This window comes from Caulobacter sp. UNC358MFTsu5.1 (assembly GCF_000712075.1).
Lineage (GTDB): Bacteria > Pseudomonadota > Alphaproteobacteria > Caulobacterales > Caulobacteraceae > Caulobacter.
The window spans coordinates 134388-159657 of record NZ_JONW01000002.1 but is presented as its reverse complement, the minus strand read 5'-3'; the positions used below and the strand labels follow the sequence as shown (position 1 = coordinate 159657).

General features: G+C 67.1%; 19 protein-coding genes. 3 read left to right on the top strand and 16 right to left on the bottom strand.

The window, feature by feature from the left end; all coding sequences use genetic code 11:
* The 4 genes from BR39_RS25985 to rpsL all read right to left on the bottom strand — a co-directional run.
* A partial coding sequence (locus tag BR39_RS25985) for a GTP-binding protein (RefSeq protein WP_132095103.1) occupies positions 1-95 on the bottom strand: 95 nt, incomplete at its 3' end.
* Between the two features lie 118 nt (positions 96-213).
* Positions 214-2292, bottom strand: coding sequence for an elongation factor G (gene fusA, locus BR39_RS0101595; protein WP_029907281.1), 2079 nt, complete (start codon positions 2290-2292; stop codon positions 214-216).
* Between the two features lie 114 nt (positions 2293-2406).
* A complete protein-coding gene (gene rpsG / locus BR39_RS0101590; protein ID WP_029907280.1) occupies positions 2407-2880 on the bottom strand; it encodes a 30S ribosomal protein S7 in 474 nt (157 codons plus the stop codon).
* Positions 2881-2892: 12 nt separating this feature from the next.
* On the bottom strand, positions 2893-3264 hold the full coding sequence (gene rpsL, locus BR39_RS0101585; protein WP_007661566.1) for a 30S ribosomal protein S12: 372 nt from the start codon (positions 3262-3264) through the stop codon (positions 2893-2895).
* 479 nt (positions 3265-3743) lie between these two features.
* On the opposite strand from rpsL, the gene BR39_RS0101580 reads away from it, so the two are divergent.
* On the top strand, positions 3744-4526 hold the full coding sequence (locus tag BR39_RS0101580) for a hypothetical protein (protein WP_029907279.1): 783 nt from the start codon (positions 3744-3746) through the stop codon (positions 4524-4526).
* Here the strand turns inward: BR39_RS0101580 and BR39_RS0101575 are convergent.
* The 3 genes from BR39_RS0101575 to BR39_RS0101565 form a co-directional block, all read right to left on the bottom strand.
* The gene (locus BR39_RS0101575; RefSeq protein ID WP_029907278.1) at positions 4453-6294 is read right to left on the bottom strand and encodes a methyl-accepting chemotaxis protein; all 1842 of its coding nucleotides are present in this window, start codon (positions 6292-6294) and stop codon (positions 4453-4455) included. The two genes, BR39_RS0101580 and BR39_RS0101575, sit on opposite strands and share 74 nt — an antisense overlap.
* A 140-nt stretch (positions 6295-6434) precedes the next feature.
* Positions 6435-7361 carry a pyridoxamine 5'-phosphate oxidase family protein gene (locus tag BR39_RS0101570; RefSeq protein WP_029907277.1) on the bottom strand — a complete coding sequence of 309 codons (927 nt, stop codon included), beginning with the start codon at positions 7359-7361 and terminating at the stop codon, positions 6435-6437.
* Position 7362: 1 nt separating this feature from the next.
* Positions 7363-7980 carry a glutathione S-transferase gene (locus BR39_RS0101565; protein WP_029907276.1) on the bottom strand — a complete coding sequence of 206 codons (618 nt, stop codon included), beginning with the start codon at positions 7978-7980 and terminating at the stop codon, positions 7363-7365.
* 105 nt (positions 7981-8085) lie between these two features.
* On the opposite strand from BR39_RS0101565, the gene BR39_RS0101560 reads away from it, so the two are divergent.
* Positions 8086-8985 carry a LysR family transcriptional regulator gene (locus BR39_RS0101560; protein WP_029907275.1) on the top strand — a complete coding sequence of 300 codons (900 nt, stop codon included), beginning with the start codon at positions 8086-8088 and terminating at the stop codon, positions 8983-8985.
* A gap of 12 nt (positions 8986-8997) precedes the next feature.
* Here BR39_RS0101560 and BR39_RS0101555 read toward each other — a convergent pair whose 3' ends face one another.
* The 9 genes from BR39_RS0101555 to rplJ form a co-directional block, all read right to left on the bottom strand.
* On the bottom strand, positions 8998-9531 hold the full coding sequence (locus BR39_RS0101555; protein WP_156035540.1) for a hypothetical protein: 534 nt from the start codon (positions 9529-9531) through the stop codon (positions 8998-9000).
* Positions 9532-9617: 86 nt separating this feature from the next.
* A complete protein-coding gene (locus BR39_RS0101550) occupies positions 9618-10157 on the bottom strand; it encodes a hypothetical protein (protein WP_029907273.1) in 540 nt (179 codons plus the stop codon).
* A 186-nt stretch (positions 10158-10343) separates the two neighbouring features.
* A complete protein-coding gene (rpoC, locus tag BR39_RS0101545; RefSeq protein WP_029907272.1) occupies positions 10344-14528 on the bottom strand; it encodes a DNA-directed RNA polymerase subunit beta' in 4185 nt (1394 codons plus the stop codon).
* Positions 14529-14627: 99 nt separating this feature from the next.
* Positions 14628-18710 carry a DNA-directed RNA polymerase subunit beta gene (gene rpoB / locus BR39_RS0101540; protein WP_029907271.1) on the bottom strand — a complete coding sequence of 1361 codons (4083 nt, stop codon included), beginning with the start codon at positions 18708-18710 and terminating at the stop codon, positions 14628-14630.
* A gap of 477 nt (positions 18711-19187) precedes the next feature.
* Entirely contained in the window at positions 19188-21542 is a 2355-nt protein-coding gene (locus BR39_RS0101535; RefSeq protein ID WP_029907270.1) for a glycoside hydrolase family 31 protein, read from the bottom strand.
* Between the two features lie 89 nt (positions 21543-21631).
* Positions 21632-21790 carry a hypothetical protein gene (locus BR39_RS26665; protein ID WP_197026630.1) on the bottom strand — a complete coding sequence of 53 codons (159 nt, stop codon included), beginning with the start codon at positions 21788-21790 and terminating at the stop codon, positions 21632-21634.
* Positions 21791-21833: 43 nt separating this feature from the next.
* Positions 21834-22214, bottom strand: coding sequence for a hypothetical protein (locus BR39_RS0101525; RefSeq protein ID WP_029907269.1), 381 nt, complete (start codon positions 22212-22214; stop codon positions 21834-21836).
* Between the two features lie 176 nt (positions 22215-22390).
* Positions 22391-22777: a 50S ribosomal protein L7/L12 gene (rplL, locus tag BR39_RS0101520; RefSeq protein WP_029907268.1), complete on the bottom strand. Its 387-nt coding sequence runs from the start codon at positions 22775-22777 to the stop codon at positions 22391-22393.
* Positions 22778-22822: 45 nt separating this feature from the next.
* Positions 22823-23341: a 50S ribosomal protein L10 gene (gene rplJ, locus BR39_RS0101515; RefSeq protein ID WP_029907267.1), complete on the bottom strand. Its 519-nt coding sequence runs from the start codon at positions 23339-23341 to the stop codon at positions 22823-22825.
* Between the two features lie 556 nt (positions 23342-23897).
* On the opposite strand from rplJ, the gene BR39_RS0101510 reads away from it, so the two are divergent.
* Positions 23898-25256 carry an alpha/beta fold hydrolase gene (locus BR39_RS0101510; RefSeq protein WP_029907266.1) on the top strand — a complete coding sequence of 453 codons (1359 nt, stop codon included), beginning with the start codon at positions 23898-23900 and terminating at the stop codon, positions 25254-25256.
* Positions 25257-25270 lie beyond the last annotated feature (14 nt).

The following is a 25270-nucleotide window of genomic DNA, read 5'->3' as shown; positions in this document are numbered from 1 at the left end:
ATCGCCGCCGTCAGCGTCGTCTTGCCGTGGTCAACGTGACCGATCGTGCCGATGTTGCAGTGCGGCTTAGTGCGTTCGAACTTTTCCTTGGCCATCTTCTTAGCTCCAGGACCCCAGAGGGGCCTTCAATGGTTGGACTTCTGGGGTGGTAGGCGGGTGGGTTCGACAGAACCCACCCTATTTCCCGTCGTACGCTTTTTCCGGGGAAAAAGCTTACGCGTACTTCTTGATCACTTCGTCGGCGACGTGTTGCGGCACCGGCTCGTAGTGGTCGTACTGCATGGTGAACTGAGCGCGGCCCTGAGACATGCCGCGCAGGGTGTTCACGTAGCCGAACATGTTGGCCAGCGGCACGAAGGCGTTCACCACCGTGGCGTTGCCGCGCATGTCCTGGCCCTGGATCATGCCACGACGACCGTTCAGGTCGCCGATGACCGAACCCAGGTACTCTTCCGGCGTCACGACCTCGACGGCCATGATCGGCTCGAGCAGCTTGGGGGCGCCCTTTTCACGCAGTTCCTTGAAGGCGGCGCGCGAAGCGATTTCGAAGGCCAGGACCGACGAGTCGACGTCGTGGTACTTGCCGTCGGTCAGGGTCGCCTTGAAGTCGATCAGCGGGAAGCCGGCCAGCAGGCCGTTGTCCTTGACCGATTCCAGGCCCTTTTGGACGCCCGGGATGTATTCCTTCGGCACCGCGCCGCCGACGATCGCGCTTTCGAACACGAAGCCCGAACCCGGCTCGCCCGGCTCGAACGTGATCATGACGCGGGCGAACTGGCCCGTACCGCCGGTCTGCTTCTTGTGGGTGTAGTCGATCTCGGCGCGCTTGCCGAGGGACTCGCGATAGGCCACCTGCGGCGCGCCGATGTTGGCTTCGACCTTGTAGGTCCGCTTCAGGATGTCGATCTTGATGTCCAGGTGCAGTTCACCCATGCCCTTCAGGATCGTCTGGCCGCTTTCGAAGTCGGTCGAGACGGTGAAGGACGGATCTTCAGCAGCCAGCTTGGCCAGGGCGACGCCCAGCTTTTCCTGGTCGGCCTTCGACTTGGGCTCGACGGCGATCTCGATGACCGGGGCCGGGAACTCCATGCGTTCCAGGATGACCGGGGCCTTCAGGGGATCGCACAGGGTGTCGCCGGTGCGGGTTTCCTTCAGGCCGGCCAGGGCGACGATGTCGCCGGCGTAGGCTTCCTTGATGTCTTCGCGGTTGTTCGAGTGCATCAGCAGCATGCGGCCGACGCGCTCGCGCTTGTCGCGCGTCGAGTTCAGCAGGCTCATGCCGGTTTCCAGCTTGCCCGAATAGATGCGGCAGAAGGTCAGCGAACCGACGAAGGGGTCGTCCATGATCTTGAACGCCAGGACCGACAGGGGCTCGTCGTCCGAGGCCTTGCGCTCGACTTCGGCTTCGGTCTTGAAGTCGATGCCCTTGGTCGGCGGGATGTCCACCGGCGAGGGCAGGTAGTCGACGACGGCGTCGAGCAGGGGCTGGACGCCCTTGTTCTTGAAGGCCGAGCCGCAGAGGATCGGGTAGAAGGCGCCGGTCAGCACGGCCTTGCGGATGCACTTCTTGATGGTTTCCTCGGTCGGCTCTTCGCCGCCCAGATAGGCTTCCATCGCGTCGTCATCGAGCTCGACGGCGTTCTCGACCAGGTAGGCGCGCGCGGCGACGGCCTTGTCCATCAGGTCGGCGGGGATTTCTTCGTCGCGATACGAGGCGCCCAGGCCGTCGTTGTCCCAGACCACGGCCTTCATGCGGACCAGGTCGACCAGGCCGCTCAGCGAGGATTCCGAACCGATCGGGAATTGGATCGGAACGGCCTTGGCGCCCAGGCGGTCGCGGATCGACTCGACCGACTTGTCGAAGTCGGCGCCGATCTTGTCCATCTTGTTGACGAACACGATCCGCGGAACCTTGTACTTGTCGGCCTGACGCCAGACGGTCTCGGTCTGCGGCTCGACGCCGGCGTTGCCGTCCAGCACCGTCACGGCGCCGTCGAGGACGCGCAGCGAGCGCTCGACTTCAATCGTGAAGTCGACGTGCCCGGGGGTGTCGATGATGTTGAGGCGCTTGTCTTTCCAGAAAGCGGTCGTCGCGGCCGACGTGATGGTGATGCCGCGCTCTTGTTCCTGGTCCATCCAGTCCATGGTCGCGGCGCCGTCGTGGACTTCGCCGATCTTGTGCGACTTACCCGTGTAATACAGGATCCGCTCGGTCGTCGTCGTCTTACCGGCGTCAATGTGCGCCATGATGCCGAAGTTACGGTAGTCTTCGATTTTATGCTGGCGGGCCATGGATCTAGCTCTGCGTGACAGCCCGGCCCCAAGCTGGGGCAGGGACATTTAAACGTGCGGCGCGGGCGGTTTATCTCAAACCGCCCGCGCCTGAAAGAGTGCTGGTAAGAAAGGTTACCAGCGGTAGTGCGAGAACGCCCGGTTGGCTTCAGCCATCTTGTGCGTGTCTTCGCGCTTCTTCACCGCGGTGCCGCGGTTGTTGGAGGCGTCGAGCAGCTCACCGGCCAGCTTTTCGGTCATGGTGTTCTCGCCGCGCTTGCGGGCGGCGGTCACCAGCCAACGGATGGCGAGGGCGCGGCGACGGTCCGGACGGACTTCCACCGGCACCTGATAGGTGGCGCCGCCGACGCGGCGCGACCGGACTTCGATCGCCGGGGCGACGTTGTCCAGGGCGGTGTGGAAGGTTTCCAGCGGACCTTGGTCCTTGCGCTTGGCTTCCAGGATGTCGAAAGCACCATAGATGATGTTTTCGGCGACGGCTTTTTTGCCCTCGTACATCACGTAGTTCATGAACTTCGTGACGATCAGATCCCCGAACTTGGGATCCGGCAGGACTTGGCGTTTCTCGGCGCGACGGCGGCGGGACATACTTCTTCTTCCTTACTTCGGACGCTTGGCGCCGTAGAGCGAACGACGCTGCTTACGATCCTTGACACCTTGGGTGTCGAGGACGCCGCGCAGGATGTGGTAGCGGACGCCGGGCAAGTCCTTGACGCGGCCGCCGCGGATGAGCACCACCGAGTGCTCCTGCAGGTTGTGGCCTTCGCCCGGGATGTAGCAAACGGCTTCGATGCCGGTGGTCAGACGGACCTTGGCGACCTTACGCAGAGCCGAGTTCGGCTTCTTCGGGGTCGTCGTGTAGACGCGCGTGCAAACGCCGCGGCGTTGGGGGCAGCCCTTCAGGGCGGGCACCTTGTTCCGGACCGGCTTAGGCTGGCGCGGTTTGCGGATGAGCTGGTTGACGGTAGGCATTAAGTCTCTGCTCTGATGGAAGCGTGTGCCTTTCGGCCGAAGCGCTTCAGGGTCCTTGTCGTTTTTATTCCGGCTTTCTCGGCCTCGGATGAGGACCTGATAAACACGAAACTCGCCGGGACGCGGGCAGCGTTCCGGCGGGCTGATCCGTCGGGTAAGGGACGGGCGCTCATCAGGACGGACAGGGTCCGCCTCGAAAAGAGCGCGGAAACTACTCGCGAACGCCCTCCGCGTCAATGCCGAGTCAAATCGCGGGCTTAGGTCGGTTCCGGGGCCTCGAAACGGCTCCGCTCTGGGACGCCCGGCCGGGGTGCGAGGCGAGGCCGGATCCCGTCGCCGCCTGGGTCGCCGCCCCCGCGATCAATCCCCGAAAACCCTAGTGGCGCAAGCGGTCCAGGACCCCATCTTACGTTCAAGGGCCACGGTTTCGCCACTTGCGGTGGCAAGGCTGCCGCCCGTTGTTCCAGTCGAGCTTTCCCTTGTCCCAGGCCACGGCGCGCAGAACCCGGTTGAGAAACGGCGCGGTCTTCTGCGGGTCGCTGCTGCTGCACGTCGCGATCCTGACCGCCCTGGGCTGGCCGGTGATGACGCGATTCCAGGACCGGTCGAACGACGAGAACGCCATCGACGTGACCCTCGAGCGCAGCCTCGTCGAGCGCCGCCCCACGCCGGAGACCGCCGCCAGTCCCGACCGCGCCACGGCGGCCCTGCCCGTACAGCCGAGGACGCCGCGCCTGGCCCCGCCGCCCTCGGTGCGCGCGCTGGGCGTCGCGCCGGTCCCGGGACCGCCCGCGCCGCCCAATCGCGAGACGGGGGCCCATCCCGCGCCGCTGCCCGAAGGGCCTCGCGGCGACCTGCGCACCGCCCTGCGCGGCAGCAGCGCCGGCTGCGCCAACGCCGAGGCCGTGGGCCTCAACCGGCGCGAACAGGAACATTGCGACGAGAAGTTCGGGGCCATGGCCCGCAACGCGCCGGTCTACGACGCGCCGATGGACGGGGCCAAGCGACGGGGCTTCGACGCCCAGGCCATCAGGCAGCAGGCCGACCGCGCCTATCGCGACGCCCCGATGGGCGTCGGCGTGGATCACCGCAATCGCGACGATCCGGGCAAGGGCAAGGACATCCCCTGGGTGCTGGGGGCCGGTCAGGACGGGCTGGGCCGATCGCTCTCGGCCGAACAGCAGGCCCTTAAGCGGCTGAACGACGCCCAGAAGGCTGAAGACCGGCGGAAGAAGGCCGAGCGTCAGAACGACCAGCGCTAGCCGCGCCCACCTTGAAGTGGCTGATCAGGGCGGCCAGGCCCTCCACCTCGCGCACCAGGGTCATGCTGTCGGCGGCCGAGCGGTTGACCATGGCGGCGTTCTTCTGGGTGGCCTGGTCCATGTGGCCGACCGCGGCGTTGACCTCCGACAGGCCCGCGGCCTGCTCGGCGGCCGAGGCGGCGATCTGGCCGATGACACCGTCGATGGCGCCGACCTGGCCGGCGATCTTCTGCAGGGCCTCGCCGGTGCGGCCCACCAGCACGACGCCGGCCTCGACCTGCTTGGCGGAGTCGGCGATGTGGACCTTGATCTCCTTGGCCGCTTCGGCCGAGCGCTGGGCCAGTGCCCGCACTTCCTGCGCCACCACGGCGAAGCCGCGACCGGCGTCGCCCGCGCGAGCCGCTTCCACGCCCGCGTTCAGCGCCAGCAGGTTGGTCTGGAAGGCGATCTCGTCAATGACGCCGATGATCTGGGCCACCTGGTGCGACGAGGCCTCGATGCCGCCGATCGCGTCGATGGTCTCCTGGACGACGGTGCGCGAGCGGCCGGCCTCGGCCTGGGCCTGGCTGACCGCCTCGCGCGCGCCGCGCGCGCCGTCGGCGGCCACGCGGACGGCGCTGGTGATCTCGGTCAGGGCGGCGGCGGCCTCTTCCAGGCTGGCGGCCTGCTGCTCGCTGCGGGCCGACAGGTCGCCGGCCGCGCCGGCGATGCCGTTGGCGCCCGACGTCAGGCCGCCCACGGCGGATATCACCGCGCCCAGGGCGCGCTCCAGCCGCTCGACGGCCTGGTTGAAGTCCGAGCGCAGGCGCTCGTAGTCGGGGGCGAAGGCCTCGGTCAGGCGCACGGTCAGGTCGCCGGCCGACAGCCGGTCCAGGCCGTGGGCCAGGCGCGAGACCACCTGGGCCTGCTGCTCGGCCTGCTGATGGTCGCGGTCGGCCGACAGGCGGCGCTCGGCCTCGGCGGCCTGACGGTGGCCTTCGGCCTGGGCCTCGATGCGGCCCTTCTCGTGGGCCTCGTCGCGGAAGGCGTGGACCGCGTCGGCCATCAGGCCGATGTCGTCGCGACGGCCGGCGAACGGCAGAGCGACGGACAGGTCGCCGCCCATCACCCGCTTCATGGCCTCGCGCAGGTCGCGCAGCGGCGACAGCTGCTTGCGGACCACCGTCACCGAGGCGGCGACGCCCAGGCCGGCCAGGACCACGCCGGCCACGGCCAGCCAGATCAGCTGGCGATAGACGGGCTGGAAGTAGTCGGCCTTGGCCACGCCGACATACAGAATGCCGATCACCTCGCCCGAGGCGTTCTTGATCGGGTCGTAGGCGGCGAAATAGGGCTTGCCCAGCACCTTGGCCTCGCCGCGATAGGACTCGCCCCGGCCCAGCACCGCGTCATAGACCGGGCCCTTGGCCAGCGGCGTGCCGACGCCGCGGCTGCCGTCCGGCTTCTGGACGTTGGTGGCCACGCGGGTGTCGCCCATGAAGATCGTCATGGTGCCGCCGACCAGGTCCTTGACGTGGTCGACGGTGGCGATGTCGCCGTTCAGCGGCTTGCCGTTCACGGTCAGCTTGTCGCCCTCGCGTGCGAAGGCCGCGCCCTGGCCGCCGACGGCGTCCCAGGCCACGCGCATGCTGGCTTCCTGCTGGCTGACCGCCTGGGCCTTGGCGAAGTCCAGCGAGCTCTTGCCGACGATGGCCAGCAGGGCCAGCAACAGGGTCATGAACGCCGCGACGACCGTCAGGCTGACCTTGGTGGAGATGTCGGAACGCATGGGCTCGCCGATTTGATCTGGATCAAATCCTCCCTTGCATCGCAACAACTGAAGCAAGGCTTAACCTTGCAGGTGATTGGTCTGACAAACGAAAATCGCGACGTTGCGTCGCACTATTTACGTCGGGCAAGCGACGGAGATCAGGCGGCCTGGGCGGGCGCGGCGTTCCAGGCGGCCGTGTTCAGCGTCACCGGCGAATAGTCGCCGAAGGTCCAGCGCAGGGGCAGGGCCGCCGGGCGGCGCCAGGCGCGCTCGACCCTGAACCGCCATTGGCGCTGGACGCCCTCGGGCCAGCCTTCGGGCGGCGGCTCCCAGTCGATCTCGGCGCGGCCCTGCAGGTGCAGCAGGTCGCCGGTCTCGAAATCGACGAACAGCAGGGCCGCGCGCTGGTCCAGCACCAGGTTGCCCAGGGTGTTGAAGAACCGGTTGCCCCGGAAGTCCGGAACGATCAGCACGTCGCCGGCCACCTTGACGAAGCCCGGCAGGCCGCCGCGATGCGAGATGTCGACGCCGCCGTTCTCGCCGCCGCTCGTCGTGGCCACGAACATCGTGTCGGCGCGGGCGATCTGGGCCAGGGCCTCGGGCGTCGGGAAGGCGATCGCCTCGGCCGGGGCGGGCGAGGCCGGGGCCGTCCCGACCGCGCGGGTCTGGATGTACTGCGGGCAGTTGCCGAAGCTCTGGAGGACCTGGAGCGTCAGCCCGCCCTCCCCGGCCGCCGTGATCAGGCCGTTGGCGCGGTTGCGGCGACGGGTCGCGAAGTCCAGGCCCAGGGCGCCGAACGGCCGGCCGGCCGCGAACAGCTCGCCGCCCGGCTCGCCCGCGCGGGGCCGGGCCGCCACGGTCAGGGTGACGGGGTCGGGGCTCTGGACGAAGCCCGGCGGGCCCGTCAGCACGGTGGCCACCGGCCAGCCGTCCCTGTCGAGCGTCGCCACGAACAGGTAGGGCAGCAGGGCGAAGAACTCGCGGTGCTGGTCGGGCATGAACGGCCGGATGCCCGTCATGCCCGGCGTGCCCGTCCCCGCCATGGCCTGGGCGATCAGCTCGCCGCGATGGAACGGGCCGTCCATCTCAGGCGGCCTCGGCGAAGTCGGGCATCGGCCGGAACCACGGCTGGGCCTCGACCCGCGCCAGCCAGGCGCGCACGGCGGCATAGGGCCCAAGATCCACGCCGCCGTCCGGAGCGTGGGCGACATAGGAATAGCAGGCCAGGTCGGCGATCGTGACATGGTCGGCGGCCAGGAAGGCGCGGCCGTCCAGATGGCCGTCCATGAAGGTCAGCACGCGGGCGGCGATGCGGGCGGCGCGGGCCGGGTCGTCGGGAAAGTCGAACAGGGCGATCATCCGGGCGATGGCCGGGCCGTGCATCACCTCGCCGGCCGCGATCGACAGCCAGCGCTGCACGCGGGCGGCGGCCACCGGCTCCAGCGGCAGCCAGCCGCTGTCGGGGGCGTAGCGGCGGGCCAGATAGACCAGGATGGCGTTGCTGTCGGCCAGGGTCAGGTCGCCGTCCTGCAGCACCGGGATCTGGCCCAGCGGGTTCAGCGCCAGGAAGGCCGGGCTGACGCGGACCTCCTTGGGGGCGGGCGCGAAGCGATAGGCCAGGCCCAGGGCGTTCAGCAGCAATCCCACCCGATGGGTATGCCCCGACAGAGGCGTGCCGTGCAGGACGATGGCGGTGGCGGACATGGATCTCTCCCCCAAGGTTTCGGGCCAGGTTGCAAGATCATTTTCGCCATTGCGCCGATTGGAATGAATTGAGCAAATCGGCAAGACATAATTGCGGATTTTGGAATGGATCGTCTGGACGAGCTGGCCCTGCTGGTGGCGGTGATCGACGCGGGCGGCCTGGCGGCGGCGGGGCGCAAGCTGCGGCGCTCGCCCGCCGCCATGACCCGGGCCCTGGCGGCCCTGGAAGAGCGGATGGGCGCGCGGCTGATCGAGCGCACCACCCGGCGCCTGGCCCCCACTCAGGCCGGCCGCGACCTGGCGGAGCGGGCCCGCCGCCTGCTGGCCGACTACGAGACCGCCCTCCAGGCCCCGGCGCCCGACGCGGTGCGCGGCACGCTGCGGATCACCGGGCCGACGGTGTTCGGCGGCCGCCACCTGACGCCGGTGGTCGCCGACTTCCTGGCCCAGCATCCCGGCGTCCAGGCCGACCTGACCCTGCACGACCGCAATCTGGACCTGATCGAGGGCGAGCTGCACGTGGCCCTGCGGATCGGGCCGCTGGCCGATTCCAGCCTGATCGTCCGCAAGCTGGGCCAGGTGCGTCGGCTGGTGGCGGCCTCGCCCGACTATCTGGCCCGGCGCGGAACGCCGCTGGAGCCCGCCGACCTGGCCGAGCACGAGACGATCCTGACCACCGTGGTCTCGGCCTCGCCGGAATGGCGGTTCGAGCACCGGGGCAAGGCGCGGGCCGTACGGCTGGAGCCCCGGCTGCGGGTCAACAATGTGGAGGCGGCCCTGGCGGCGATGATCGCCGGGCGCGGCGTGGGTCGCGCCCTCTCCTATCAGGTGGCCGAGGACCTGGCGGCGGGCCGGCTGGTGCGCCTGCTGCCCGACTTCGAGCCCCCGCCCCTGCCGGTGCAACTGGTCACAGTGGGCGGCCGGTTCATGCCGCCGCTGGCGCGGGCGTTCCTGGACTTCGCCGCCCCGAGGCTGGAGCGGCTGGCGGTGCTGCGGGAAGGCTAGGTCGACCGGCGCCTAGGGCGGCGGCGCGGGCGCGGGAGTCCCGCCGGCGACGGTCTGCGTCTTGTAGCAATGGTCCTTGTGCGCCCGCCAGAACTCCACGTCCATGTAGGAGCAGCCGCTCTGGACGATGGCCTGCTGGACCTCGGGCGTGTCGACGCTCTTCTGGCCCATGTGCTTGCGGACCAGCAGCTTGCAGGCCGTGACGGCCCGGGGGCTGATGTTGTCGCGCTGGCGCAGGACGGTGAAGCTCGTCTTGCCGGTTTCCTGGGTGGCTACGAACCCGCGCCACAGCTGGTCCGGCTCGGCCGACTCCCCGCACAGGGTCCGCTCCCCGGCGTCCTCGCTGATGGTCAGGCCCCTGTACTGCACCGTGGCGGGCTCCTTGTAGGTGCCCGCCACCTTGGCCCAGGCGGCCTCGACGAAGGTCCGGTCGGCCGCCTGCAGGAAGCCGTCCGACGGCTTGGGTTCCGGCGGCGGCTCCGGCGCGCAGGCCTGCAGCGCCGCCATCGCCGCGATCGCGGCCGCTCCCGTTACCCGTCCCATCATCGCTTCCCCCCGAACGCGAACATCGCCGTGACTCGCGCGACCGTTTCCTTGACTAGCACGGGCGAGCGACGTGGAAAGCCCGGCCCTCACGACTGGCCCTCCACCGCGGGGAGGGTCTCGGCCCCGGCGCAGTAGCGCACGTAGGCCCACAGATAACGTCCGTCGAGCGCGCAGCCGGCCCGCTGATAGTCCATGCTCGCCTGCAGGCCGTCGGCGCTGGAGGCGGCCCTGACGCCTCGCCGGATGATCGCGCGGCACTGGAAGCGGGACTTCGGCGCCAGGGTGTCGCCGCCCCGATAGATCATGAAGCCGGCCGCGCCGGGGTCGCGGGCGGCGATCATGCCCACCCAGGTCTTGCCCGGCGGAAGGACGTCGACGCACAGCGCCTCGGCGCCGTTGGGCATGCGGCTGACCACGGGGTCCCAGAACTCGACGTCGTCGGGCGTGTCGAACCGCCTGGCGATCCGGCCGGACGCCAGATCGACGAAGGCCTTGTCCTTGGCCGAGGCGAAGTGATCGGACGGCTTGGGTTTGGGCGGCGGGGCCGGCGGCCGGTACAGGATCACCGCCAGACCGGCGGCCGCCAGACCCAGGCCGAGAACCCCGAAGACGATCTTGCGGACCACGTTTCCCCCGAAACACGCGTGGCTTGGCGCCAGCGACAAGCTGGACCGGATTTCCACTTCCTGACTAGCACAACCACAGGCTTTGTCTTCATCCGTTTGGCGACGGCCGCGCCAGGACGGAGGCGCCAAAAACAAAACGGCCCGGGATCGCTCCCGGGCCGTTCCGTTTCAGTCCTCGAAGGAAGCCTAGGCTTCTTCGGCGATGACCGCGGGCAGCGGCTCCATCGCTTCTTCGCGCTGCTGGGCCAGCTGCTCGTCGCGCTTGGCGGCGACGCGCTGCAGGCTGCGCAGATAGGAACCCGTACCGGCGGGGATCAGGCGACCCACGATGACGTTTTCCTTCAGGCCTTCCAGGGTGTCGGTCTTGCCGTGCACCGAGGCTTCGGTCAGGACGCGGGTCGTTTCCTGGAACGACGCGGCCGAGATGAAGCTCTTGGTCTGCAGCGAGGCCTTGGTGATGCCGAGCAGCACCGGCTGGGTGGTCGCCGGACGGCCGCCGCGGGCGATGGCCTTGTCCTGTTCGTGGAAGAACTCCGGCTTGTCCAGATGGTCGCCCTTGATCAGGCCCGTGTCGCCCGGCTCGACGATCTCGACCTTCTGCAGCATCTGACGAACGATCGTCTCGATGTGCTTGTCGTTGATCGGCACGCCTTGCAGTCGGTAGACCTCCTGGATCTCGTCGACCAGGAAGTTGGCCAGGGCCTCGACGCCCAGGATGCGCAGGATGTCGTGCGGATCCGGGTTGCCGTCGATGATGTACTCGCCGCGCGTGATGTAGTCGCCATCATGCACCGCGATGTGCTTGCCCTTCGGGATCAGGAACTCGACCGCTTCGGGCTGGTTGCCGTCGGCGTCGACGTCCGGAGTGATCTTGATCCGGCGCTTGTTCTTGTAATCCTTGCCGAATTCGACACGGCCGTCCATTTCCGCGATGACCGCGCAGTCCTTCGGACGGCGGGCTTCGAAGAGTTCGGCGACGCGCGGCAGACCACCGGTGATGTCCCGGGTCTTGGCGCCTTCGGTCGGGATACGCGCGATGACTTCGCCCGGCTTCACTTCGTCGCCGTCGGCGACGGAGAGAATGGCGCCCACCGACAGGAGGTAGCGAGCCTCGCCGCCGTTGCTCAGGCGCTTGTACGAGCCGTCTTCCGCCAGCACGCCCATGGCCGGACGCAGGTCCGAGGCGCGGGCCGAGGTCCGCCAGTCGGCGATCACGCGCTGCGCGATGCCGGTGGCTTCGTCGGTCTCCTCGCGGACGGAGAAGCCGTCCACCAGGTCTTCCGCACGGATCTTGCCGCCCACTTCCGTGATGATCGGGGTGGTGTAGGGGTCCCAGTCGGCCAGGCGCTGACCGCGCTTGACCTTGTCGCCGTCCTTCACCTTCAGGCGCGCGCCGTACGGCGGCTTGTAGTTCTCGCGTTCCTTGCCGTCGACCAGCACGCTCACCGAGGTGTTGCGGCTCATCACGACCAGGGCGCCGTCCGAAGCGGTCACGGTGGCGCCAGTCACGCGGACCGTACCGTCGTTGCTGCTTTCGAAGAACGACTGCTCGGCCACCTGGGCGGTGCCGCCGATGTGGAAGGTCCGCATCGTCAGCTGGGTGCCGGGCTCGCCGATCGACTGGGCGGCGATGACGCCGACCGCTTCACCGATGTTCACCGGCGTGCCACGGGCCAGGTCGCGGCCGTAGCAGGCGCCGCAGACGCCGATCTTGGCTTCGCAGGTCAGGACCGAGCGGACCTTCACCGACTGGACCACGGCCGCCTCGATGGCGTCGGCCATGTTCTCGTCGATATAGGTGTCGGCCGGCACGACCAGTTCGCCGGTGGCCGGATCCTTGACGTCCTCGGCCGTGAAGCGGCCCAGGACGCGGGCGCCCAGCGAGACCAGCACGTCGCCGCCTTCGACCACGGCCCGCAGGGTGATGCCCTTGGTGGTGCCGCAGTCTTCCTCGACGATGATGCAGTCCTGCGCGACGTCGACCAGACGACGGGTCAGGTAGCCCGAGTTGGCGGTCTTCAGCGCGGTGTCCGCCAGGCCCTTACGGGCGCCGTGGGTCGAGTTGAAGTACTCCTGAACGGTCAGGCCTTCCTTGAAGTTCGAGACGATCGGGGTCTCGATGATCTCGCCGGAGGGCTTGGCCATCAGGCCGCGCATGCCGCCCAGCTGCTTCATCTGGGCTTGCGAACCACGGGCGCCGGAGTGGGCCATCATGTAGATGGCGTTGATTTCCTTCTCGCGGCCGTTCTCGTCCTTATGCTTCATCTGAAGCTCGGCCATCATCTCGTCGGCGACGCGATCGGTGGCCTTGGCCCAGGCATCGACGACCTTGTTGTACTTCTCACCCTTGGTGATCAGGCCGTCGGCGTACTGCTGCTCGTATTCTTCAGCCAGGGTGCGGGTTTCGGCGACGATCGCCTCCTTCCGCTTCGGGATGATGATGTCGTCCTTGCCGAAGGAGATGCCAGCCTTGGCCGCTTCCTTGAAGCCCAGGCCCATGACCTGGTCGGCGAAGATCACCGTCGCCTTCTGACCGCAGTGGCGATAGACCACGTCGATCAGGTTGCCGATTTCCTTCTTCGTCAGGGCCTTCTCGATCAGTCGGTGACCGATCGCCGGGTGACGCGGCAGCAGGGCGGCGATCTTCATGCGGCCCGGGGTGGTGTCGATCACGCGGCGACGCGCCACGCCATCGGCGTCCACTTCCGTGAAGCGCGACTTGATCTTGGCGTGCAGCGACACGACGCCGGCGTCCATGGCGGCTTCGATCTCGCCCAGATCGGCGAAGATCTTGCCTTCACCCGGCTCGCCGTCGCGGGCGACCGACAGGTAGTACAGACCCAGGACGATGTCCTGCGACGGCACGATGATCGGGCGACCGTTGGCGGGCGACAGGATGTTGTTGGTCGACATCATCAGGACGCGCGCTTCCAGCTGGGCCTCGAGGCTCAGCGGGACGTGCACGGCCATCTGGTCGCCGTCGAAGTCGGCGTTGAACGCGGCGCAGACCAGCGGGTGCAGCTGGATGGCCTTGCCCTCGATCAGCTTCGGCTCGAACGCCTGGATGCCCAGACGGTGCAGGGTCGGGGCGCGGTTCAGCAGAACCGGGTGCTCGCGGATCACCTCTTCGAGGATGTCCCACACCTGGGGCTGTTCGCGCTCGACCATGCGCTTGGACTGCTTGACGGTGCCCGACAGGCCCTTGGCGTCCAGGCGCGCGTAGATGAACGGCTTGAACAGCTCCAGAGCCATCTTCTTGGGCAGGCCGCACTCGTGCAGCTTCAGGTCCGGACCCACGACGATGACCGAACGGCCCGAATAGTCGACGCGCTTGCCCAGCAGGTTCTGGCGGAAGCGGCCTTGCTTGCCCTTCAGCATGTCGGCCAGCGACTTCAGCGGACGCTTGTTGGCGCCCGTGATGACGCGACCGCGGCGGCCGTTGTCGAACAGGGCGTCGACCGACTCCTGCAGCATCCGCTTTTCGTTGCGGATGATGATGTCGGGCGCGCGCAGCTCGATCAGGCGCTTGAGGCGGTTGTTACGGTTGATGACCCGGCGATACAGGTCGTTCAAGTCCGAGGTCGCGAAGCGGCCGCCGTCCAGCGGCACCAGCGGGCGCAGTTCCGGCGGGATGACCGGGACGACCGTCAGCACCATCCATTCCGGGCGGTTGCCGGATTCGGAGAAGGCTTCGAGGATCTTCAGGCGCTTGCTGAACTTCTTCTGCTTCATGTCCGACGGGTTGCCCGCCAGCTCTTCGCGCAGCTTCTCGGCCTCCTTGTCGAGGTCGATGGCCTTCAGCAGGTTCTGGACGGCCTCGGCGCCGATCTCGGCGGTGAAGCTGTCGTCGCCGTACTCGTCCTGGGCGCGCATGAAGTCGTCCTCGCTGAGCAGCTGGTGCTGCTTCAGCGGGGTCAGGCCCGGCTCGGTGACGATGTAGTATTCGAAGTACAGGACGCGCTCGATGTCCTTCAGCGGCATGTCGAGCATCATGGCGATGCGCGACGGCAGCGACTTCAGGAACCAGATGTGGGCGACCGGCGAGGCCAGTTCGATGTGGCCCATGCGCTCGCGACGGACGCGGGCCAGGGTGACTTCAACACCGCACTTCTCGCAGATGATGCCCTTGTACTTCATGCGCTTGTACTTGCCGCACAGGCATTCGTAGTCCTTGGTCGGGCCAAAGATACGGGCGCAGAACAGGCCGTCACGCTCGGGCTTGAACGTGCGGTAGTTGATGGTTTCCGGCTTCTTGATCTCGCCGAACGACCACGAGCGGATCTTTTCCGGCGAGGCCAGCGAGATGCGGATCTGGTCGAAGGTCGGAGCGGCCTGGACCGGATTGAAGATGTTCAGGACTTCCTGGTTCATCTTGGTTCCTTCTGCGGGACTACCCGCGAAAATTCAAAGTGGAGAGCGGGCTGAAAGGGGCCCCTCCCCCACCGGTCAGGTGGAGGAGGGAGATCCGGATCAGCTGTTCTCCAGCTCGACGTTCAGGCCGAGCGAGCGCATTTCCTTGACCAGCACGTTGAAGCTTTCCGGGATACCGGCTTCGAACGTGTCGTCGCCACGGACGATCGACTCGTAGACCTTGGTCCGGCCGGCCACGTCGTCGGACTTCACCGTCAGCATTTCCTGCAGGGTGTAGGCCGCGCCGTAGGCTTCCAGAGCCCACACTTCCATTTCCCCGAAGCGCTGACCGCCGAACTGGGCCTTGCCGCCCAGCGGCTGCTGGGTGACCAGCGAGTATGGGCCGATCGAACGGGCGTGGATCTTGTCGTCGACCAGGTGGTGCAGCTTCAGCATGTAGATGTAGCCGACCGTGACCGGACGCTTGAACTGGTCGCCCGTCTGGCCGTCGTACAGGATCGACTGGCCCGACTTGTTGACGCCGGCCATTTCGAGGTGGTCCTCGATGTCGTCCATGCGCGCGCCGTCGAACACCGGGGTGGCGATCGGAACGCCCTTGCCGAGGTTGCGGGCCAGTTCCACCAGCTCTTCCTCGGACTCCGGCAGTTCCTCGTCGGGGCCGTAGATCTCGCGCAGGCGCGTGACCAGGGCGTCCTTCTGACCGCCGTGCTGCCAGTCTTCCAGCAGGTTGGTGATCTGCTTGCCGAGGTTGGCGCAGGCCCAGCCCAGGTGGGTTTCGAAGATCTGGCCGACGTTCATGCGCGAAGGCACGCCCAGCGGGTTCAGAACGACGTCCACGTGCGTCCCGTCGGCGAGGAACGGCATGTCCTCGATCGGCAGGATGCGCGAGATGACGCCCTTGTTGCCGTGACGGCCGGCCATCTTGTCGCCCGGCTGAAGCTTGCGCTTCACGGCCACGAAGACCTTGACCATCTTCATCACGCCCGGGGGCAGTTCGTCGCCGCGCTGCAGCTTGTCGACCTTGTCCTCGAAACGACGGTCCAGACGCTTGCGGTTCTCGTCGAACAGACGACGCAGGCTTTCCAGTTCGCCCATCGCCTTCTCGTCCTCGAGGGCGATCTGCCACCACAGACCCGGCTGGACTTCAGCCAAGCCCTCGGCGGTGATCGCGCCGCGCGACAGGCCCTTGGGACCCGAGAGAGCGACGTTGCCGATCAGCAGCTCGCGCAGGCGGCCCGAGATGTTGCGGTTCAGGATCGCGAACTCGTCGTCGCGGTCCTTGCCCAGACGGTCGATCTCGGCGCGTTCGATGGCCAGGGCGCGTTCGTCCTTGTCGACGCCGTGACGGTTGAACACGCGCACGTCGACGATCGTGCCGGCGACGCCCGGGGGCAGGCGCAGGCTGGTGTCGCGGACGTCCGAGGCCTTTTCGCCGAAGATGGCGCGCAGCAGCTTCTCTTCCGGCGTCATCGGGCTTTCGCCCTTCGGCGTGACCTTGCCGACCAGGATGTCGCCCGGCTGGACTTCGGCGCCGATCGCCACGATGCCCGCTTCGTCGAGGTTGCGCAGGGCTTCCTCGCCGACGTTCGGGATGTCGCGGGTGATCTCTTCCGGACCCAGCTTGGTGTCGCGGGCCATGACTTCGAATTCCTCGATGTGGATCGAGGTGAAGACGTCGTCACGGACGATGCGCTCGGAGATCAGGATCGAGTCTTCGAAGTTGTAGCCGTTCCAGGGCATGAACGCGACGAGCGCGTTGCGGCCCAGGGCCAGTTCGCCCAGCTCGGTCGACGGACCGTCGGCGATGATGTCGCCGGCGCTGATCTTGTCGCCCACCTTCACCAGCGGGCGCTGGTTGATGCAGGTCGACTGGTTCGAACGCTGGAACTTCGACAGGCGGTAGATATCGACGCCCGAACGGGCGCTGTCGGTCTCTTCCGTGGCGCGGACGACGATACGGGTACCGTCGATCTGCTCGACCACGCCGGTGCGTTTGGCGATGACCACGGCGCCCGAGTCACGGGCGACAACGGCTTCCATGCCGGTGCCGACCAGCGGGGCGTCGGACTGCACCAGCGGCACGGCCTGACGTTGCATGTTCGAGCCCATGAGGGCGCGGTTGGCGTCGTCGTTTTCCAGGAACGGGATCAGGGCCGCGGCCACCGACACGACTTGGCGCGGCGACACGTCCATCAGGTCCACCTGTTCCTTCTGGAGCAGGGTGGGTTCACCGTTGATCCGGCCGGGGACCAGGTCCTCGTGGATCTCGCCGTCGACCACCTTGATGTTCGACTGCGCGATGACGTGCTTCGACTCTTCCATGGCCGACATGTAGACGACCTCGTCGAGCGGCTTGCCGTCGGCGACGCGACGGTAGGGGCTCTCGATGAAGCCGTACTTGTTCACGCGGGCGTGGGTGGCCAGCGAGTTGATCAGACCGATGTTCGGGCCTTCCGGCGTTTCGATCGGGCAGATGCGGCCGTAGTGGGTCGGGTGAACGTCGCGGACTTCGAAGCCGGCGCGCTCGCGGGTCAGACCGCCCGGGCCAAGCGCCGACAGGCGGCGCTTGTGGGTGATCTCCGACAGCGGGTTGGTCTGGTCCATGAACTGCGACAGCTGCGAGCTGCCGAAGAATTCACGCACCGAGGCCGCGGCCGGCTTGGCGTTGATCAGGTCGTGCGGCATCACGGTGTCGATGTCGACCGACGACATGCGTTCCTTGATGGCGCGTTCCATGCGCAGCAGGCCGACGCGGTACTGGTTTTCCAGCAGCTCGCCCACCGAACGGACCCGGCGGTTGCCCAGGTTGTCGATGTCGTCGATTTCGCCGCGACCGTCGCGCAGGCCGACCAGCAGCTTCAGGACCGCCAGCACGTCTTCCTTGCGGAGCACGCGCATCTCGTCCGAAGCGTCCAGCTCCAGGCGCATGTTCATCTTCACGCGGCCCACGGCCGACAGGTCGTAGCGCTCGGCGTCGAAGAACAGCGACTTGAACATCGCCTCGGCGGCTTCGACCGTCGGCGGCTCGCCTGGACGCATCACGCGGTAGATGTCGAACAGCGCGTCCTCGCGGACGGCGTTCTTGTCCACGCGCAGGGTGTTGCGCATGTAGGCGCCGACCGTGACGTGGTCGATGTCCAGCACGTCGATGGTGCTGAAGCCTTGCTCGGCCAGGGCCTGGATCGAGGCCACGTCCAGCTCGTCGCCGGCTTCGGCGTAGATCTCGCCGTTCTCGAAGTTGACCGCGTCGCGGGCCAGGTAGCGGCCCGTCAGGGCTTCCGGCGCCAGCAGCAGGGTCTTCAGGCCGTTGTCGGCCAGCTTCTTGGCCTGGCGGGCGGTGATCTTGGTGCCGGCCGGAGCCACTTCTTCGCCGGTGTCGGCGTCGATCAGGGCGAATTCCGGCTTCACGCCGCGCCAGCGCTCGGGCTTGTAGGGCGTGGCCCAGCCTTCGGCGCCGGCGGCGGTGCGCTTCTCGAACGGCACGACGTCATAGAACGTCGTCAGGATCTCTTCGCCGTCCATGCCCAGGGCATAGAGGAAGGTCGTGGCCGGCAGCTTGCGGCGGCGGTCGATGCGGACATAGACCACGTCCTTGGCGTCGAACTCGAAGTCCAGCCACGAGCCGCGGTAGGGAATGACGCGGGCGGCGAACAGCAGCTTGCCCGAGGCGTGGGTCTTGCCCTTGTCGTGGTCGAAGAACACGCCCGGCGAGCGGTGCATCTGCGAGACGATGACGCGCTCGGTGCCGTTGACGATGAAGGTGCCCTTGTCCGTCATGAGCGGGATGTCGCCCATGTAGACGTCCTGCTCCTTGATGTCCTTGACCGAGCGGGCGCCGGTTTCTTCTTCCGTCTCGAACACGATCAGGCGCAGCTTCACCTTCAGCGGCGCCGCGAAGGTCATGTCGCGCTGGATGCACTCTTCAACGTCGTACTTGGGCTCTTCGAATTCGTACGAGACGTATTCGAGCACCGCGCGCTCGTTGAAATCCTTGATCGGGAAGACGGACTTGAACACCGCCTCGATGCCTTCGTCGCGGCGTTGGCCCGGACGGACCTCGCGCTGAAGGAACTGCTCGTAGGAGGAGCGCTGAACCTCGATGAGGTTCGGCATCTGCACAGCTTCGGGGATGCGGCCGAAAGACTTCCGGATCCGCTTCTTGCCGGTGAAGGATTGCGCCATGTTTTTTCCCTGGGCGCGGACGGACTCCGCGCGTGAATTCGAATGTACCTAGCGTCCACCCTCGCCGCTCTCCTCTCGGGAGAACGCCGGACGCTGGAATTCCCCTGTCAGGACAACCGGGACCGGAAGCCTGACGGGCGCCCCTTCGCGCTGATCGGAGGGCGGCTGACCGCGCCTCGGGGCGTATCATGCGGACACGCGCGTGCGCGTTCCGCCGAAATGTCTTCGTGAACGGGCGGATATAGGACAACCCGCCGGGGATGGGAAGGGGGTTTATCCACAAAAGAATGCGGGAACCCGCCGTCAAGCTTGGAACCTCCTCACCCAAACCAGATCCCGCTCATCCCGGCGAACGCCGGGACCCAGATCCTAGGGGTGCTGGAGATGACTGGAGAAGCTCAGCGCTCCTGGCGTCAGGCTCAAAGCTATTCCATCTGGGTCCCGGCCTTCGCCGGGATGAGCGGGGTTTTTTGAGAACTAGCGGATCACCTGCACGGCCGCCAACGCCTGGGCCGACAGCCCCTTGTCGCCCGTCGCCGTCAGCTTGCCGGCCTTGTCGTCCCAGTGCAGCTTCACCGTCTTGCCGACACCCTTCTCGTAGGCGTTGGTCACGCCGTCGTCGTCGTACAGCGTGAAGTCGGCGTCGCGGCCCGGATAGACCTTCACCGCGCTGATCGCCTGCGGCGTGGCCGTGCTCTGGATGGGCGCGCCCATCGGGACGATCGAGCCGGCGCGGACGAACAGCGGGATGGTGTCGATCGGGGCCGAGACCTTGATCGTCTGGCCGCCGGCGACCTTCTTGCCCGTCCAGTAGTCGTACCAGTCGGCGCCCGCCGGCAGGTAGACGTCGCGCTCGGTCACGCCCTGATCGGTGATCGGCGCCACCAGGAAGGCCGGGCCGAACATGTACTGGTCGCCCAGGTTCACCACCTTGGGATCGTTCGGGAAGTCCATGAACAGGCCGCGCATGAACGGCGCCCCGGTCTCGTAGGTCGAGTGGCCCATCGAGTAGAGGTACGGCATCAGGGCGTAGCGCAGCTTCAGGTACTTGGCGACCACCGCCTCGGCGCCCTTGCCGTACGACCAGACCTCGGTGTCCTTGCGCATGCCGTGCACGCGCAAGGTCGGGGTGAAGGTCCCGTACTGGAACCAGCGGGCGAACAGCTCGGGATAGTCGTTGTTCTGGCCCACCACGTCGCGGGCGTCGGACGGGTCCAGCAGCGGCGGCTTGGTCGCCGTCGTGGTCTGGGGCAGCCACTGCCAGCCGCCGATGTCGTTGCCCCAATAGGCCAGGCCCGACGCGGTGAAGTTCAGGCCGGTCGGCACCTGTCTCTTAAGAGCTTCCCAGGTGGGCTGGATGTCGGACGACCAGAACAGCGCCCCGTTGCGCTGGGTCCCGATATAGGCGGCGCGCGACAGGATCAGGTTGCGCTTGTCGGGGCGGTCGCGGCGCGAGCCCTCGGCCACGCCCTGGGTGTGGACCAGCGGGAAGACGTTGCGGTAGCGGTCGCCCGAACCGATGCTCCAGAAATAGCCCTCCGGCACCAGGTCCGGCTCGGTCTCGTCCAGCCAGAACCAGTCGAAGCCCTTGGAGGCGATGTTGTCGCGGATCTTGCCCCAGAACCACTCGCGGGCCTGCGGGTTGGTGCTGTCGATCAGGGCGCCGGTGCGGTCGCTGCGGAACGGCAGGCCGTCGACCGGCTTGCCGTCGGCGTCCTTCAGGAACCAGCCCTTGTCGGCCAGATAGTTGAAGTAGCGGCCTTCCTTCTCGAAGCGCGGCCAGACGCTGATGATGCTGTGCACGCCGTTGTCGTGCAGCTCCTTGTTCATCGCGGCCGGGTCGGGGAAGTAGGTCGGGTCGATGTCCAGCTGGCCCATCCGGGTCCAGTAGAACCAATCCAGCACCATCACATCCAGCGGATAGCCGCGGTCGCGATAGCCCTTGGCGACGTCGAGGATCTGCTTCTGGCTCTCGTAGCGGGCCTTGGACTGGATGTAGCCGAAGGCGGCCTTGGGCGGCAGCGGCGTGACGCCGGTCAGCTTGCGGTAGCCGGCGTAGATCTCGTCATAGCTGCCGGTGATCACGAAGAACGACACCCGCTCGCCGACCTTCGACTGCCACAGGGTGCGGCCGTTGACGGCCGGATAGACCTTGGTCTCCGACGGGTTGTCCCAGATGATCCCATAGCCCTTGTTCGACACCATGAACGGCACGCAGACGGTCTCGCCGGCCGGCGCGTCGTAGTCATGCTTGCAGGTGATCGAGCGGCCGCGCAGGTCCAGGATGCCTTCCTGGTTCTGCCCCAAGCCGTAGAAGTGCTCGTCGGCGCTGGTCGAGAAGCTGGCGCCGGCCTGGTAGGTCCGCTCGCCGCTGACGACATGGGGCGACATTTCCCATCCCGTCATGCTGACGATGGGGGCTCCATCCGCCTTGCGGATCTTGACCGAGACCGGCGGCAGGGACGGCGCGAAATAACGCTCCATCTGCGAGGGCGCGCCCGGCCAGGGCTGGGCGACGACTTCCAGCGACAGCGCGCCCGAGGTGAAGATGTCGGCCCCGGCCTTCTGGTCGTGGCGCCAGCCCTTGTCGTCGCTGTCGGCCGTGAAGCCGTAGCCGGGCGCGGCCTCGGCCAGGGCGCGGTCCTGGCTGATGGTCACCCGGACGATGTTGGGGGCGTAGGTCTCGACCGAGACGTACGAGCCGTTGCGGTCCATGACCGCCGCCGGCGCGGCGACCGCGCTGGTGGCCATCAGGCCGGCGGAGAAGCCCAGGGCCAGGCTCGAGACCAGCCCCGCCGTCCAGCGCCGCGCGCCCGTGTTCAGCCGTTCCATCGCTTCCCCTAATGTTACCGCTATCTATTGGCGGCAATCGCTAGAGGCGCGTCCGGTCGGCGTCAACAAGATTGATATTACTAATGGACTCAGCCCCGATTCATCGCCTTGCCGACCAGCGAGATCGCGAAGGCGATCAGGCAGACGAAGAACGCGATCTTGGCCAGGCCGCCGGCCACGTCGACGACGAAGCCGAGGATCCCGAACACGATCATCAGGACGAGAAGGATTCCAGCCAGCTTGAGCATGGGCAAATAACGCCCGTCATGCGGCAAAGGTTGCCGCTTTATATCAGACACTCATGTCGACGAAGTTGGGCACGGCCAGGCCGTTCTTGGCCTGGGCCTTGGCGCCGTCCATGGCTTCCTTGATCTTGGCCTTCACGGCGTCGTCGATCTGCTGCAGGGCCTGGGTGCGCTGGTCGGGCGACATGGCCGCCAGGCTTTCCTCGGTCAGGCCGGCGTTCTTCATCGCTTCGGCCTTCCACGCCTTGAGTTTTTCCTCCCAGGCGTCCTTCTTGGCCTCCTTGGCGAAGGCCACCAGGCCCTTGTCGCGGACCTTGTCCAGGTCGCTGGCGCTGTCGAGCGCCGCCCTCGAGCCGGTCGTGGCCGACGCCGCCGCCAGCGGGCTCCACATCGAATAGCCGCCGCCCGAAATCCCCGAGATCGCCATGGTCGCCTCCACTGCTGCGTGCGCGACCGATGGTTAGCAACGAGCGTGCCAGGATGACGCAGGCGCGCGCGACCCAAACGAAAACGGCCCCGGAGGTTTCCCTCCGGGGCCGTCAACGCGTGCGTCAGAGAACTGACGCCGGCAGGTCCCCCATGCGCGAGGCATGGGGAAGTGAATTACTTCACTTGGACCTTGGCGCCGGCTTCGGTCAGCTTCTTGGCGACTTCTTCGGCGACTTGCTTCGAGACGTTTTCAACGACGTTCTGCGGAGCGCCTTCGACCAGGTCCTTGGCTTCCTTCAGGCCCAGGTCCGGACGAACGCCGCGGACTTCCTTGATCACGTTGATCTTCTTGTCGCCGCCGTCGGTCAGGACGACGGTGAATTCGGTTTGCTCTTCGGCGGCTTCGGCCGGAGCGGCGGCAGCGCCACCGCCGACGGCGGCCACGGCGACCGGAGCGGCGGCCGAGACGCCCCACTTTTCTTCGAGCAGCTTGGACAGCTCAGCGGCTTCCAGCACCGACAGGGTGGACAGTTCTTCAACCAGCTTTTCGAGCTTGGACATGTGTAAGTTCCTTAGAGAGATATGGGATAGATGCGGTGATGACCGTTACGCGGCGTCTTTGGTCGCGTAGGCGTTGAAGACGCGAGCCAGCTGGCCAGCCGGAGCCTGCAGGACGCCAGCGATCTTGGTCGCCGGGGCCTGGAGGAGGCCGATGAGCTTGCCACGCAGTTCGTCCAGCGACGGCAGGGTCGCCAGAGCCTTCACGCCGTTTTCGTCCAGCACGTTGGTCTGGTCCAGCACGCCACCGACAAGCTTGAACTTGTCGTTTTCCTTGGCGAACTGAACGGCGACCTTGGCGGCCGAAACAGCGTCCGGCCCGTAGGCGATGGCGACCGGACCGGTGAAGAGCTTTTCGCCCTTGTCACCGAGCTTGCCGTCCAGAGCCTTGAGGGCCAGGGTGTTCTTCACAACCTTGATCGCGGCGCCTTCCTTGCGGAGGCGGAGACGAAGGTCGGTCATTTCCGCAACGGTCAGACCCATGTAGTGGGTCACGACGACAGCGCCGGCATCGGCGAAGACGCTTTTCAGCGACTCGATCGATTCCTGCTTTTGAGCGCGGTCCATTGCGGTCTCCTACTCAATAACAGCGGCCGGACCATTCCGGCAGCCAAATGCTCGTCCCACGCGGGATCGCTCCCGCACGCGAGTCGCATCAGCCTGTTCCAAGGAAAGTCGGCCGCGTATCTGTCTCGGACAGGAGTCACGAGTCAGGAGAGCGTCGGCGTCTCTATCCCTGTCTCCCGACGGCGAGGAAGGGCTCTTCCTCGATTACGGCGTTGGTGACCCCACGCCCCGCAGTTCTCAAACAGGATCGCCGCCGGGCGAGCCCAGCGGAGAAGGGGCGGCGTATAGACGGTTTGGGGATGGATTTCAACAGGGCCCCTTCAATCAGATCCCCCACCTCCCAACCGTCATTCCGGGCCTTGCGCCCGGAACCCCTCGTTCGGCCCGCACGTGAAGCGCCAGCGGTTCGCCGGCGAACCGCCCCTCCCGCACCTGCGGCGGACAGAGGGGGCCCGGGCACAAGGCCCGGGATAACGGTGATGAACATGCAAAGGCTAGCCTTCCCCCTCCCCTTTCCGGATAACGGAAACACCATCGGGAATAAGGGGATTTCAGGATGCATCGCACGTTCGCCGCCGGCCTCGCGGCCCTGATGCTCGTCGGCCTCGCCGCCCCGACCTTCGCCGAGCCCAAGGCCCCGCCGATCCCCAAGGCGGTCGTCGCCGATCCGCCGCGCGACGCGGCCCATCCGGCCGACATGGCCGCCTTCACCGTCCCGACGGGCGGCGTGCGGGTCAACGCCATGATGTACCTGGCCTCGGGCGACCAGCCGCATCCGACGATGCTGATGCTGCACGGTTTCCCGGGCAACGAGACCAATATCGACCTGATGCAGGCCGTGCGCCGCGCCGGCTGGAACGTGATGCGGGTCAACTACCGCGGCTCGTGGGGCAGCCCGGGCAAGTTCTCGTTCGCCAACAGCCGCGCCGACAGCGAGGCGGCGCTGGCCTTCCTGCGCGACCCGGCCAACGTCGCCAAGTACCGCATCGACCCGACGCGGATCGTGGTGGCGGGCCACAGTATGGGCGGCTTCATGGCCGCCGACGCCGTGGCCGGCGATCCCAAGGCGGCGGGGGCGATCCTCATCGACGCCTGGGACATCGGCAAGAGGAAGGCCGACCTCGTCGATCCGGCCAAGCGCAAGGCCGCCCTGCAGGGCCTGAAGGACAGCACCCCGCCCCTGGCCGGGACCAGCGCCGAGCTGCTGGCCAAGGAGATCGAGACCACCTCGACCCAGCTTGACCTGGAAGCGCTGAGCGCCCGCATCGCCGACCGGCCGCTGCTGATGATCGGGGCCGAGCACGCGGGCGCGCCCACCACCCGCAAGCTGGCCACGGCCGCCCGCCAGGCCCAGGCCAAGGCGCTGACCGAAACCTACATGGACACCGACCACAGCTTCTCCGACAGCCGCATCGCGCTGGAGGGCGAGGTGATCCGCTGGCTGGGCCAGTTCGATCCGGCCTCGGCCAAGCCGGGCACGCCGCAGATTCCGCTGAAGGCGCCCTACGACGAGAGCAATCCGTTCGCCAAGATCCTGCGCGGCGAGATCGTCGTGCCCAAGGTCTACGAGGACGACCAGGTGCTGGCCTTCATGGACCACGCCCCGGCCGAGCCGGGCCACGTGCTGGTGATCTCCAAGACCTCCAAGGCCCGCAACATCCTGGAGATCTCGCCCCAGGACCTGTCGCGGATCATGGCCGTGGCCGCCAGGGTCGGCCAGGCTCAGGTCGATGGGCTGGGCGTCGAGGGCTTCACGATCGTCCAGAACAACGGCGTCGGCCAGAGCGTGCCGCACCTGCATATCCACGTGATCCCCCGCGTGGCCGGCAAGCCGCTGATGTTCGTCGAGAACGAGAAGGGCGATCCGAAGGCGATCGAAGCCGAGGCGGCCAAGATCCGCGCGGCGATGAAATAGATCGGGGACAGGGA